Source organism: Pseudomonas sp. FG98 (assembly GCF_057808595.1).
Genome location: NZ_JBMDIJ010000004.1, coordinates 53,673 through 66,998, shown reverse-complemented (window position 1 = coordinate 66,998; position 13,326 = coordinate 53,673). Strand labels below are relative to the sequence as shown.

Below are 13,326 nucleotides of genomic sequence, written 5' to 3'. Positions count from 1 at the left end.
CCGGTATGAAAAATTTCAGCCCGAGTTACCTCAAGCATCAGTTCCTGATTGCCATGCCCCACATGGCGGACCCGAATTTCGCCCACACCCTGACCTACATCGTTGAACACAACGAGAACGGCGCCATGGGTCTGGTGATCAACCGTCCGCAGGAGCTGAACCTGGCCGATATCCTCGAACAGCTGCGCCCCGAGGAAGAACCGTCGCCGCTCAGCGTCAACGTGCCGATCTACATCGGCGGGCCGGTGCAGACCGACCGCGGTTTCGTCCTGCACACCAATGAGCGTACCTACCAGGCCACCATCCAGCTCGATGGCCTGGCGCTGACCACCTCCCAGGACGTGCTGTTCGCCATCGCCGACGGCAGCGGCCCGCAGCAAAGCCTGATCACCCTCGGCTACGCCGGTTGGGAAGCCGGGCAACTGGAGGCCGAACTGGCCGACAACGCCTGGCTCAACTGCCCGTTCGATCCCGAGATCCTCTTCGGCGTGGCCACCGAGCTGCGCCTGGATGCCGCCGCCGCGCGCCTGGGCATCAACCTGAGCCTGCTGACCAGCCAGGCGGGGCACGCCTGATGGCCGAGCTTCGTCTGCTGCTGGGTTTCGACTACGGCAGCAAGCAGATCGGCGTCGCCGTCGGCCAGGTCATCACCGGTCAGGCCCGCGAGCTGTGCACGCTGAAAGCGCAGAACGGCGTACCGGACTGGAACCAGGTAGAAAAACTGATCAAGGAATGGAAGCCCGACGCCCTGGTGGTCGGCCTGCCGCTGAACATGGACGGCACCCCCAGCGAAATGAGCGACCGCGCCGAGAAGTTCGCCCGCCGCCTGAACGGTCGTTTCAACCTGCCGGTGCATACCCACGACGAACGCCTGACCACCTTCGAGGCCAAGGGCGAGCGCATGGCCCGTGGCGGCCAGCGTGGCAGTTATCGCGACAACCCGGTCGACGCCATTGCCGCCGCCCTGCTCCTGCAAGGCTGGCTGGAGGCGAACGCCGCGCAATCGTAACCCCCGGATTATCGGTTTACAGCCGGGCCAGCCCTCTGCCCCGGCCCTTCGAGGAGCAAGCATGAGCCTACCCAATCCCGCCGAACTGATCCGGCAGATGGCCGTCGACCTACGTGCCCACCTGAGCCGGCGCAACATCGCCGAACCGCGCTACATCGGTATCCGTACCGGTGGCGTCTGGGTGGCCCAGGCCCTGCTCGACGAACTGGGCAGCCAGGAGCCCCTCGGTACCCTGGACGTGTCGTTCTACCGCGACGACTTCAGCCAGAACGGCCTGCACCCGCAGGTGCGTCCGTCGGAACTGCCGTTCGAGATCGAAGGCCAGCACCTGGTGCTGGTGGATGACGTGCTGATGAGCGGTCGGACCATCCGCGCCGCCCTCAACGAGCTGTTCGACTACGGCCGTCCGGCCAGCGTGACCCTGGTCTGCCTGCTCGACCTGGATGCCGGCGAACTGCCGATCCGTCCGAATGTGGTCGGCGCCACCCTGTCGCTCGCCGCCCATGAACGGGTAAAATTGACCGGCCCCGCGCCGCTCGCCCTCGAGCGCCAGGACCTCGCCTCCGCTTCCGCCCTTTAAGAGTCCCCCGCGATGACGCCAATCGACGCCAAGCGCCCGCTGCAGCTCAATGATCAGGGCCAGCTGCGCCACTTCCTCTCGCTCGACGGCCTGCCCCGCGAGCTGCTCACCGAGATCCTCGACACCGCCGACTCCTTCCTCGAAGTCGGCGCCCGGGCGGTGAAAAAAGTCCCGTTGCTGCGCGGCAAGACCGTGTGCAACGTGTTCTTCGAGAACTCCACCCGTACCCGCACCACCTTCGAACTGGCCGCCCAGCGGCTGTCGGCGGACGTGATCACCCTGAACGTGTCGACCTCCTCGACCAGCAAGGGCGAGACGCTGTTCGACACCCTGCGCAACCTCGAAGCCATGGCCGCCGACATGTTCGTGGTTCGCCACGCCGACTCCGGCGCCGCCCACTTCATCGCCGAGCACGTCTGCCCGGACGTGGCCATCATCAACGGCGGCGACGGCCGTCACGCCCACCCGACCCAGGGCATGCTCGACATGCTCACCATCCGTCGGCACAAGGGCGGCTTCGAGAACCTCTCGGTGGCCATCGTCGGCGACATCCTGCACTCGCGGGTCGCCCGCTCCAACATGCTCGCGCTGAAGGCCCTGGGTTGCCCGGACATCCGCGTGATCGGTCCGAAGACCCTGCTGCCGATCGGTATCGAGCAGTACGGGGTGAAGGTCTACACCGACCTCGCCCAGGGCCTGAAGGACGTCGACGTGGTGATCATGCTGCGCCTGCAGCGTGAGCGCATGGCCGGTGGCCTGCTGCCCAGCGAAGGCGAGTTCTACCGCCTGTTCGGCCTGACCACCGCCCGCCTGGCCGGGGCCAAGCCGGATGCCATCGTCATGCACCCGGGGCCGATCAACCGCGGCGTGGAGATCGAGTCGGCGGTGGCCGACGGCGCCCACTCGGTGATTCTCAACCAGGTCACCTACGGTATCGCCGTGCGCATGGCGGTACTGTCCATGGCCATGAGCGGGCAGAACGCCCAACGTCAATTCGAGCAGGAGAACGCCCAGTGACCCTCAGCATCCTCGGCGCCCGGGTCATCGACCCCAACAGCGGCCTGGACCAGGTCACCGACCTGCATGTCGAAGGCGGCAAGATCGTCGCCTTCGGCGCCGCCCCGGCCGGCTTCAAGGCCGCCCGCAGCATCGACGCCGCTGGCTTGGTGGTGGCACCGGGCCTGGTCGACCTCAGCGTCGCCCTGCGCGAGCCGGGCTACAGCCGCAAGGGCACCATCGCCAGCGAAACCCGCGCCGCCGCCGCCGGTGGCGTCACCAGCCTGTGCTGCCCGCCGCGCACCAAGCCGGTGCTGGACACTTCGGCAGTGGCCGAACTGATCATCGACCGCGCCCGCGAAGCCGGCCACGCCAAGGTGTTCCCGATCGGCGCCCTGAGCAAGGGCCTGGAAGGCGAACAACTGGCCGAGCTGGTAGCCCTGCGCGACGCCGGTTGCGTGGCCTTCGGCAACGGCCTGGAGAGCTTCCGCAACACCCGTACCCTGTGCCGGGCGTTGGAATACGCCGCCACCTTCGACCTGACCGTGATCTTCCACTCCCAGGACCGCGACCTGGCTGCCGGTGGCCTGGCCCACGAAGGCGCCATGGCCAGCTTCCTCGGCCTGCCGGGCATCCCGGAAACCGCCGAGACCGTGGCCCTGGCCCGTGACCTGCTGCTGGTCGAACAGACCGGCGTGCGTGCCCACTTCAGCCAACTGACCAGCGCCCGTGGTGCCCAACTGATCGCCCAGGCCCAGGCCCGCGGCCTGCCGGTGACCGCCGATGTAGCCCTGTACCAGCTGATTCTCACCGACGACGCGCTGGTGGACTTCTCCAGCCTGTACCACGTGCAACCGCCGCTGCGCACCCGCGCCGACCGCGACGGCCTGCGCGAGGCGGTGAAATCCGGAGTGATCCAGGCGATCTCCAGCCATCACCAGCCCCATGAGCGCGATGCCAAGCTGGCGCCGTTCGGTGCTACCGAGCCGGGTATCAGCAGCGTCGAAGTGCTGCTGCCGCTGGCGATGACCCTGGTCGAGGATGGCCTGCTCGACCTGCCGACCCTGCTCAAGCGCCTCTCTGCCGGCCCGGCTGCGGCCTTGCGCCTGCCGGTGGGCGAGCTGAAGGTGGGCGCGGCGGCCGACCTGGTGCTGTTCGACCCGCAGGCCTCGACCGTAGCGGGAGAGCAATGGCGCTCGAAGGGCGACAACTGCCCGTTCATCGGCCACTGCCTGCCAGGTGCCGTGCGCTACACCGTTGTGGATGGGCATATCAGCCACGAGGGCTAATGCCTCAAAAGCATCGCCGGCAACGCCGGCTCCCACAGGGTTAGGCGGCGCACACGATCCCTGTGGGAGCCGGCGTTGCCGGCGATGCGGTCACCACGGTCTCCGACCAAGGTCGCACCACCCGTCCCCCAAGGTTGAAATATTTCCCCCCACCCCCATATGAGTCTGCACAGGCATTTTCGCCCCGCTGCGTGGAGACTCTCCCTTGACCACCATCGTTTCAGTTCGTCGCCACGGCAAAGTCGTCATGGGCGGCGACGGCCAGGTTTCCCTCGGCAATACCGTGATGAAAGGCAACGCCAAGAAGGTCCGTCGCCTGTACCACGGCCAGGTCATCGCCGGTTTCGCCGGTGCCACCGCCGACGCCTTCACCCTCTTCGAGCGCTTCGAAGGCCAACTGGAAAAACACCAGGGCCATCTGATCCGCGCCGCCGTCGAGCTGGCCAAGGAATGGCGTACCGACCGTTCCCTGAGCCGCCTGGAAGCCATGCTTGCGGTCGCCAACAAGGACGCCTCGCTGATCATCACCGGCAACGGTGACGTGGTCGAACCCGAGGACGGCCTGATCGCCATGGGTTCCGGTGGCGCCTACGCCCAGGCCGCCGCCCGCGCCCTGCTGAACAAGACCGACCTGTCGGCCCGGGAAATCGCCGAGACCGCCCTGAACATCGCCGGTGACATCTGCGTGTTCACCAACCACAACCTGACCATCGAGGAGCAGGACCTGGCCGAGTGATTCAGCTGTTCTGGCGCCCGGATCCACCGCCGGGCTTTTCCACGCTGAATCCACCGCCACGGGACCACCACATACCATGTCCATGACCCCCCGCGAGATCGTCCACGAACTCAACCGCCACATCATCGGCCAGGACGACGCCAAGCGCGCCGTCGCCATCGCCCTGCGCAACCGCTGGCGGCGCATGCAGCTCCCCGCCGAGCTGCGCGCCGAGGTGACGCCGAAGAACATCCTGATGATCGGCCCTACCGGCGTCGGCAAGACCGAAATCGCCCGCCGCCTGGCCAAGCTGGCCAACGCGCCGTTCATCAAGGTCGAAGCGACCAAGTTCACCGAGGTGGGCTACGTCGGTCGCGACGTCGAATCGATCATCCGAGACCTGGCCGACGCCGCGATCAAGATGCTCCGCGAGCAGGAAATGGTCCGCGTGCGCCACCGCGCCGAAGACGCCGCCGAGGACCGCATCCTCGACGCCCTGCTGCCACCGGCCCGCGCCGGCTTCAACGAAGACGCCGCGCCGACCGCCGACTCCAACACCCGCCAGCTGTTCCGCAAGCGCCTGCGCGAAGGCCAGCTGGACGACAAGGAAATCGAGATCGAAGTGGCCGAGGCCATGGGCGTCGACATTTCCGCGCCACCGGGCATGGAAGAGATGACCAACCAGTTGCAAAGCCTGTTCGCCAACATGGGCAAGGGCAAGCGCAAGAGCCGCAAGCTCAAGGTCAAGGAAGCGCTCAAGCTGGTGCGTGACGAAGAAGCCGGACGCCTGGTCAACGAGGAAGAACTCAAGGGCAAGGCCCTGGAAGCGGTCGAGCAGCACGGCATCGTGTTCATCGACGAGATCGACAAGGTGGCCAAGCGCGGCAACGTCGGCGGCGCCGATGTGTCCCGTGAGGGCGTGCAACGCGACCTGCTGCCGCTGATCGAAGGCTGCACGGTCAACACCAAGCTGGGCATGGTCAAGACCGACCACATCCTGTTCATCGCCTCCGGCGCGTTCCACCTGAGCAAGCCGAGCGACCTGGTCCCCGAGCTGCAAGGCCGCCTGCCGATCCGCGTCGAACTCAAGGCCCTGAGCCCGGAAGACTTCGAGCGCATCCTCAGCGAGCCGCACGCCTCCCTGACCCTGCAATACAGCGAGCTGCTGAAGACCGAAGGGCTGCACATCGAGTTCGCGCCAGAAGGCATCAAGCGCCTGGCCGAGATCGCCTGGCAGGTCAACGAGAAGACCGAGAACATCGGTGCCCGTCGCCTGCACACCCTGCTCGAACGTCTGCTCGAAGAAGTATCGTTCAGCGCCGGCGACCTGGCTGCCGCCCACAGCGAAGCGCCGATCCGCATCGACGCCGAGTACGTGAACAGCCACCTCGGTGAACTGGCACAGAACGAAGACCTGTCGCGCTACATTCTGTAAGCCGCAACGCGCTGCAGGCTGGACGTCGGCGATGTCCAGCTTGTAGCGTGCGGCCTGTAGCCAAGGAGCCCGACATGTCCCGCCTGCCCACCGCAATCAACCTGCACAAAGCCTCGAAGACCCTGACCCTGACCTACGGTCCCGACGAGGTCTACAACCTGCCCGCCGAATTCCTGCGGGTGCATTCTCCCTCCGCCGAGGTCCAGGGCCACGGCAATCCCATCCTGCAATTTGGCAAGATCAACGTCGGCCTCGACAAGATCGAACCCGCCGGCCAGTACGCACTGAAACTGACCTTCGACGACGGCCATGACAGCGGCCTGTTCACCTGGGATTACCTCGAACAGCTGTGCCTGCGCCAGGACGATCTGTGGGCTGAATATCTCAAGGATCTCGCCGCTGCCGGCAAATCCCGCGACCCGTCCGAGTCTGTCATCAAGCTGATGCTCTAGTCCGGCACTCTCCTGTTTTAGAGCGCATTTTCTAACTCGATCTGCTTGAATGCCTGCGGCACCGGCCAACGACTGGTCGGCTTGCGCATTGATGGAAAGTCGGGTAACCAATGGATCTGGCAGGTTCTCTGCATCCTTCGACATGAAGATGGGGAACGGGCCGGCACATCGAGAACGCGAGCGAAAGCAGGGTTGTCTTCACCCGCGGAAATACCCGCAACGCTCACCGCTGCTCGCTGCCGGCCGCAGGATCGCAACTCGTTATCACTGGTCACCCGAGCAGCAGTAGCGGGCCTGGTCTGGTCGATGCCAGCACCCTGTCCGGTACTCGTCTCAGGACAACGGAGCGTCGTAGATGAGCAACAAGAGTAACGATGACCTGCAGCGCCAAGCCTCGGAAAACACCCTGGGTCTGAACCCGGTCATAGGCTTGCGCCGCAAGGATTTGCTGACTTCTGCCCGCATGGTGCTGCGCCAGGCCATCCGGCAACCGCTGCACAGTGCCAAGCACGTCGCGCACTTCGGCATGGAGCTCAAGGACGTGATCTTCGGCAAATCCAGCCTGCAACCGGAGAGCGACGACCGTCGCTTCAACGACCCGGCCTGGAGCCAGAACCCTCTTTATCGCCGCTACCTGCAGACCTACCTGGCCTGGCGCAAGGAGCTGCACGACTGGGTCGGCGACAGCAACATGACGCCCACCGACATCAGCCGCGCCCACTTCGTCATCAACCTGATGACCGAGGCCATGGCGCCGACCAACACCATGGCCAACCCGGCGGCGGTCAAGCGCTTCTTCGAGACCGGCGGCAAGAGCCTGCTCGACGGCCTGTCCAACCTGGCCAAGGACATGGTCAACAACGGCGGCATGCCCAGCCAGGTGAACATGGAAGCCTTCGAGGTCGGCAAGAACCTCGGCACCAGCGAAGGCGCGGTGGTGTACCGCAACGATGTGCTGGAGCTGATCCAGTACGGCCCGATCACCGAGCAGGTCCATGAACGTCCGCTGCTGGTGGTGCCGCCGCAGATCAACAAGTTCTACGTCTTCGACCTCAGCCCGGAAAAGAGCCTGGCGCGCTTCTGCCTGCGCTCCACCGTACAGACCTTCATCGTCAGTTGGCGCAACCCGACCAAGGCCCAGCGCGAGTGGGGCCTGTCGACCTACATCGATGCGCTCAAGGAAGCGGTCGACGTGGTCCTGGAGATCACCGGCAGCGACGACCTGAACATGCTCGGCGCCTGCTCCGGCGGCATCACCTGCACCGCCCTGGTCGGCCACTACGCGGCGCTGGGCGAGCGCAAGGTCAATGCCATGACCCTGCTGGTCAGCGTGCTCGACACCACCGTCGATACCCAGGTGGCGCTGTTCGTCGACGAGCAGACCCTCGAAGCGGCCAAGCGCCACTCCTACCAGGCCGGGGTCCTGGAGGGCCGCGACATGGCCAAGGTGTTCGCCTGGATGCGCCCCAACGACCTGATCTGGAACTACTGGGTCAACAACTACCTGCTGGGCAACGAGCCGCCGGTGTTCGACATCCTGTTCTGGAACAACGACACCACGCGCCTGCCCGCCGCCTTCCACGGCGACCTGATCGAGATGTTCAAGAACAATCCGCTGACCCGGCCCAATGCCCTGGAAGTGTGCGGTACGCCGATCGACCTGAAGCAGGTCACCACCGACATCTTCTGCGTCGCCGGCACCGCCGACCACATTACCCCGTGGCAGTCCTGCTACAAGTCGGCGCAGCTGTTCGGCGGCAATGTCGAGTTCCTGCTGTCCAACAGTGGTCACATCCAGAGCATCCTCAACCCGCCGGGCAACCCCAAGGCGCGCTACATGACCAGCACGGAAATGCCGGCCGACGCCAACGACTGGCAGGAGAACTCCAACAAGCACACCGATTCCTGGTGGCTGTACTGGCAGAACTGGCTGAGCGAGCGTTCCGGCGAACTGAAACCGGCGCCGACCGTGCTCGGCAACAAGGCCTACCCGGCAGGCGAGGCGTCGCCGGGCACTTACGTCCACGAGCGTTGAAACCGCCGCGCCGCCGGCCTGATACCGGCGGCGCGCCATTAGCCAACAGGGTCCGCGCATGCCGCAACCGTACGTTTTCCGAACCGTCGACCTGGATGGCCAGACCATCCGTACCGCGGTTCGCCCCGGCAAGCCGCACTTGACGCCGCTGCTGATCTTCAATGGCATCGGCGCCAACCTTGAGCTGGTCTTTCCGTTCATCCAGGCGCTGGATCCGGACCTGGAAGTCATCGCCTTCGATGTGCCGGGGGTCGGCGGCTCGTCGACGCCCAAGCATCCCTACCGCTTCCCCGGGCTGGCCAAGCTGGCCGCGCGCATGCTCGATTACCTCGACTACGGCCAGGTCAACGCCATCGGCGTGTCCTGGGGCGGCGCCCTGGCCCAGCAGTTCGCCCACGATTATCCCGAGCGCTGCAAGAAGCTGGTGCTGGCCGCCACCGCCGCCGGTGCGGTGATGGTGCCGGGCAAGCCCAAGGTGCTGTGGATGATGGCCAGCCCACGGCGCTACGTGCAGCCCTCCCATGTGATCCGCATCGCCCCGCTGATCTACGGCGGCGCCTTCCGTCGCGACCCGGACCTGGCGCTGTCCCACGCCTCCAAGGTGCGTTCCGGGGGCAAGCTCGGCTACTACTGGCAGCTGTTCGCCGGCCTCGGCTGGACCAGCGCCCACTGGCTGCACAAGATCCAGCAGCCGACCCTGGTGCTGGCCGGCGACGACGATCCGTTGATCCCGCTGATCAATATGCGCTTTCTCGCTTGGCGAATCCCCAATGCCCAGCTACACATAATCGACGATGGACATTTGTTTCTGATTACCCGTGCCGAGGCCGTGGCGCCGATCATCATGAAGTTCCTCCAGCAGGAGCGCCAACGCGCCGTCATGCACCCTCGGCCCGCCCCGAGCGCCTGAACCGCACCTCATCGCCCGCACGTCCGGCAGGAGCGCCGAAGCATGGGGGCGCATTGGTCGAGGTGGAGTCGCTCATTGCCCTGGTTCAGTTTGTCGATGGCTCGACGACGGAGTGTTGCCCGATGAAAGACAAACCCGCGAAGGCGGTGGTGCCTACCCCCGCCACCTACATCAATGTGCAAAGCGCGATCACCGGTCTGCGCGGGCGCGACCTGATCTCGACCCTGCGCAACGTCGGCCGCCACGGGCTGCGACACCCGTTCTACACCGCGCGGCACATGCTCGAGCTGGGCGGACAACTGGGCCGCGTGTTGCTCGGCGACACCCTGCACCAGCCCAGCTCGCGGGACAGCCGCTTCAACGATCCGGCCTGGAGCCTCAATCCGTTCTACCGACGCAGCCTGCAAGCCTACCTGGCCTGGCAGAAGCAGACCCGTCAGTGGATCGATGAAAGCACCCTGGCCGAGGACGACCGCGCCCGCGCCCATTTTCTCTTCACCCTGCTCAACGACGCGGTCTCGCCCACCAACACCCTGCTCAACCCGGCAGCGGTCAAGGAAGTCTTCAACTCCGGCGGCCTGAGTCTGGTACGCGGCCTCGGCCACCTGCTCGACGACCTGCGCCACAACAACGGCATGCCGCGCCAGGTGGCCAAGGACGCCTTCGAGGTCGGCCGCAACCTTGCCACCACCCCCGGCGCGGTGGTGTTTCGCAACGAGCTGCTGGAGCTGATCCAGTACAAGTCGATGAGCGAAAAGCAGTACGCCCGGCCGCTGCTGATCGTGCCGCCGCAGATCAACAAGTTCTATGTGTTCGATCTCAACCCGGGCAACAGCTACGTGCAGTACATGCTGAAGAACAACCTCCAGGTGTTCATGATCAGCTGGCGCAATCCGGACCCGCGTCATCGTGAGTGGGGACTGTCGAGCTACGTGGCGGCCCTGGAAGAGGCCATGAACGTCTGCCGCGCCATCACCGGCAGCCGCGACGTCAACCTGATGGGCGCCTGCGCCGGCGGCCTGACCATGGCCGCCTTGCAGGGCCACCTGCAGGCCAAGCGACAGTTGCGCCGGGTGCACAGCGCGACCTACCTGGTCAGCCTGCTCGACAGCCAGATGGAGAGTGCTGCCAGCCTGTTCGCCGACGAGCAGACCCTCGAGGCGGCCAAGCGCCGCTCCTACCAGCAGGGCGTGCTGGACGGCGGCGAGATGAGCCGGGTGTTCGCCTGGATGCGCCCCAACGACCTGGTGTGGAACTACTTCGTCAACAACTACCTGCTCGGCAAGTCGCCGCCGCCGTTCGACATCCTCTACTGGAACAACGACACCACGCGCCTGCCCGCCGCCTTCCATGGCGACCTGCTGGACTTCTTCAAGTACAACCCGCTGGCTCACCCGGCCGGGCTGGAGGTCTGCGGCACGCCGATCGACCTGGGCAAGATCACCGTCGACAGCTTCCACGTTGCCGGCCACAACGACCACATCACCCCGTGGGACGCGGTGTACCGCTCGGCCCTGCTACTGGGTGGCGAGCGGCGCTTCGTGCTGTCCAACAGCGGCCATGTGCAGAGCATCATCAACCCGCCGGGCAACCCCAAGGCGCACTATGTGCTCAACCCCAAGCTGAGCGGCGACCCGCGAGCCTGGTACTACGACGCCGAAAAGGCCGACGGCAGCTGGTGGCCGCTGTGGCTGGAGTGGATCCAGGGGCGTTCCGGCGCGCTGCGCGAGACCGGCACCACCCTGGGCAGCGCCAGCTACCCGGCCATGGACCCCGCACCCGGCCAGTACGTGCTGGTGCGCTGATCAGAGGATTGGATGAAGACCCGCGACCGCATCCTGGAATGCGCCCTGCTGCTGTTCAACGAGCAGGGCGAACCGAATGTCTCGACCCTGGAAATCGCCAATGAACTGGGGATCAGCCCGGGCAACCTGTACTACCACTTCCATGGCAAGGAGCCGCTGGTGCTGGGGCTGTTCGAGCGTTTCGAGGAAGAACTGACGCCGCTGCTCGACCCGCCGCTGGAGGTGCGCCTGGATGCCGAGGATTACTGGCTGTTCCTGCACCTGATCGTCGAGCGTATGGCGCAGTACCGGTTTCTCTTCCAGGACCTGTCGAACCTGACCGGACGCCTGCCCAAACTGGCGCGCGGGATGCGCAACCTGCTCAATGCGCTCAAGCGCACACTGGCTACCCTGCTGGCCAATCTCAAGGCGCAAGGGCAAGTGGTCAGCGATACTCGTGCGCTGGGGCAACTGGTGGAGCAGATCACCCTGACCTTGCTGTTTTCCCTGGATTACCAGCGGGTGCTGGCCAAGGAAGCCGAGGTGGGCGTGGTGGTGTACCAGGTGATGATGCTGGTGGCACCGCATCTGGAAGCGCCGTCGCGACATGCGGCGGAGCAACTGGCCTTGAGGTATCTGGAGGGCTGATGGCCTCATCGCTGGCAAGCCAGCTCCCACAGGTTTGGAGCGGCACCCGGTAACTGTGGGAGCTGGCTTGCCAGCGATGAGGCCCGAGAGGACAAAACAAAACGCCCGGCACTGAGCCGGGCGTTTTGTTTGGAGCAGCCGCCTGTGATCAGGTCTGGCTGGTCGGCGTTGCCGGTGCCGATGGCGCCGGGGCGCTGCTGGCTGCCGGGGCAGCACTCGGTGCAGGTGCGGCGCTGGCGGTCGGTGCTGCCGGCTTGGCAGCCGCAGGCTTCGGCGCTGCCGCTTTCTTCACGACAGGCTTCTTCGGCGCGGCAGGCTTGGCGGCCGCCGGCTTGGCTGCGGGTTTCGCCGCAGGTTTGGCGGCCGGCTTCGCGGCAGCGGTTTTCGCTGCAGCCGGTTTGGCTGCTGGCTTGGCCGCAGCCGGCTTGGCCGCCGCAGGTTTTGCAGCAACCGGCTTGGCTGCCGCAGTCTTGGCTGCAGGCTTGGCCGCTGCGGTTTTCGCCGCAGGTTTCGGCGCAGCCTTGGCCAACGGCTTGGCAGCGGTGGTCTTGGCCGCAGCGGATTTCGCCGAAATCGGCGTGACCGACTGACCAGTGAGTTTCTCGATCTGCTTGGTCAGCTTGTCGACCTGGCTGTGCAGTGCCTTGACCTCGTTGCGGCTCGGTACACCGAGGCGCGAGATGGCGCTGTTCAGACGCTTGTCGAACGCTTCCTCCAGTTCACTCCATTTGCCCAGCGCGCGATCCTTCACATCGGTGACCCGCGAGGTGGCAGCCTTGGCGCCATCCTTTGCGGTGTCTTTCGCGGTATCGACGGTTTTCTTCGCCTGCTTCTCGGCTTTCTCGCCGTCCTTGACCAGGGTATCGAACAGCTTGGGGCCGTCCTGGTCGATCTTCGAGTAGATACCCAGGCCTGCCAGCCAGATCTTGCGGGAGTACTTCTCGATCCCGCCGATCCAGGAGCTGCCTTCTTTCTCAGTCGTCTTCTTGCCAGCCATCCCGCTCTCCTTATTGTTTGCCCGCGACACGTTCGAGCAACGCCGTCAGCTCATCGAGCTTGGCGGAAAGTGTCTCCACGTCATGTTTAGACGGAATGCCGATGCGATTCAAGGCGCTGGCGACCCGTGTGTCGAAAGCCTTTTCGATTTTATCCAGTTGAACTTCGACCTTGCCCTTGACGCTGCGCAGTTCAGCCTTGGCCGAATCGATCTCGTTGTTGGCCGCGTCGACTTCGCGATCGATGCGTTTTTTGCCGCGCTTCTCGACGGCTTCGCCGGCCTTGATCAGGTCCTTTACGTAGTCGGCGCTTTCCTGGCCGACCCGGGTGTAGGCGCCCAGACCCGCCAGCCAGATCTTGCGCGCGTAGCCACGCACTTCACCCAGGCTGTTCTGGACGTCGTCTTTTTTCTTGAGAATCGCTTTGGCCATGTTCTGCACCTCACACTCAATTGAAGGAATGGAAGAACTTACCCAC

At 65.2% G+C, this 13,326-nt stretch carries 14 protein-coding genes; 12 read left to right on the top strand and 2 right to left on the bottom strand.

Translation table 11 applies throughout. The annotated features are described in order from the left end of the window. Positions 1 to 5: 5 nt before the first annotated feature. From ACODSK_RS04320 to ACODSK_RS04265, 12 genes are all read left to right on the top strand, one after another. Entirely contained in the window at positions 6 to 575 is a 570-nt protein-coding gene (locus ACODSK_RS04320) for a YqgE/AlgH family protein (protein ID WP_489014117.1), read from the top strand. After that, positions 575 to 1,009: a Holliday junction resolvase RuvX gene (gene ruvX, locus ACODSK_RS04315; RefSeq protein WP_489014116.1), complete on the top strand. Its 435-nt coding sequence runs from the start codon at positions 575 to 577 to the stop codon at positions 1,007 to 1,009. Before ACODSK_RS04320 ends, ruvX begins: the two co-directional genes overlap by 1 nt. A 61-nt stretch (positions 1,010 to 1,070) precedes the next feature. Further along, positions 1,071 to 1,589, top strand: a complete 519-nt coding sequence (gene pyrR / locus ACODSK_RS04310; protein WP_489014115.1) for a bifunctional pyr operon transcriptional regulator/uracil phosphoribosyltransferase PyrR — start codon at positions 1,071 to 1,073, stop codon at positions 1,587 to 1,589. A 12-nt stretch (positions 1,590 to 1,601) separates the two neighbouring features. Beyond that, entirely contained in the window at positions 1,602 to 2,606 is a 1,005-nt protein-coding gene (locus ACODSK_RS04305; RefSeq protein ID WP_489014114.1) for an aspartate carbamoyltransferase catalytic subunit, read from the top strand. Next, positions 2,603 to 3,874 carry a dihydroorotase gene (locus tag ACODSK_RS04300; protein WP_489014113.1) on the top strand — a complete coding sequence of 424 codons (1,272 nt, stop codon included), beginning with the start codon at positions 2,603 to 2,605 and terminating at the stop codon, positions 3,872 to 3,874. The genes ACODSK_RS04305 and ACODSK_RS04300 overlap by 4 nt, the downstream gene beginning before the upstream one ends. A gap of 205 nt (positions 3,875 to 4,079) precedes the next feature. Continuing rightward, complete coding sequence (gene hslV / locus ACODSK_RS04295) at positions 4,080 to 4,610, top strand: ATP-dependent protease subunit HslV (RefSeq protein ID WP_043207181.1); 531 nt, start codon at positions 4,080 to 4,082, stop codon at positions 4,608 to 4,610. A gap of 76 nt (positions 4,611 to 4,686) precedes the next feature. After that, positions 4,687 to 6,024 (top strand): ATP-dependent protease ATPase subunit HslU, encoded by a 1,338-nt coding sequence (hslU, locus tag ACODSK_RS04290; protein ID WP_489014112.1) that lies wholly within the window; start codon positions 4,687 to 4,689, stop codon positions 6,022 to 6,024. Positions 6,025 to 6,098: 74 nt separating this feature from the next. Further along, positions 6,099 to 6,476 carry a gamma-butyrobetaine hydroxylase family protein gene (locus ACODSK_RS04285; protein ID WP_489014111.1) on the top strand — a complete coding sequence of 126 codons (378 nt, stop codon included), beginning with the start codon at positions 6,099 to 6,101 and terminating at the stop codon, positions 6,474 to 6,476. A gap of 355 nt (positions 6,477 to 6,831) precedes the next feature. Then, positions 6,832 to 8,511 (top strand): class II poly(R)-hydroxyalkanoic acid synthase, encoded by a 1,680-nt coding sequence (phaC, locus tag ACODSK_RS04280; RefSeq protein ID WP_489014110.1) that lies wholly within the window; start codon positions 6,832 to 6,834, stop codon positions 8,509 to 8,511. 58 nt (positions 8,512 to 8,569) lie between these two features. Continuing rightward, entirely contained in the window at positions 8,570 to 9,421 is an 852-nt protein-coding gene (phaZ, locus tag ACODSK_RS04275) for a poly(3-hydroxyalkanoate) depolymerase (protein ID WP_075804869.1), read from the top strand. A 122-nt stretch (positions 9,422 to 9,543) separates the two neighbouring features. Beyond that, positions 9,544 to 11,226 carry a class II poly(R)-hydroxyalkanoic acid synthase gene (phaC, locus tag ACODSK_RS04270; RefSeq protein ID WP_489014109.1) on the top strand — a complete coding sequence of 561 codons (1,683 nt, stop codon included), beginning with the start codon at positions 9,544 to 9,546 and terminating at the stop codon, positions 11,224 to 11,226. 12 nt (positions 11,227 to 11,238) lie between these two features. Next, entirely contained in the window at positions 11,239 to 11,853 is a 615-nt protein-coding gene (locus tag ACODSK_RS04265; RefSeq protein WP_489014108.1) for a TetR/AcrR family transcriptional regulator, read from the top strand. A 148-nt stretch (positions 11,854 to 12,001) separates the two neighbouring features. Here ACODSK_RS04265 and ACODSK_RS04260 read toward each other — a convergent pair whose 3' ends face one another. Both ACODSK_RS04260 and ACODSK_RS04255 read right to left on the bottom strand, forming a co-directional pair. Beyond that, positions 12,002 to 12,850, bottom strand: coding sequence for a phasin family protein (locus ACODSK_RS04260; RefSeq protein WP_489014107.1), 849 nt, complete (start codon positions 12,848 to 12,850; stop codon positions 12,002 to 12,004). Between the two features lie 10 nt (positions 12,851 to 12,860). Continuing rightward, entirely contained in the window at positions 12,861 to 13,280 is a 420-nt protein-coding gene (locus ACODSK_RS04255) for a phasin family protein (protein WP_489014106.1), read from the bottom strand. Positions 13,281 to 13,326: the final 46 nt, after the last annotated feature.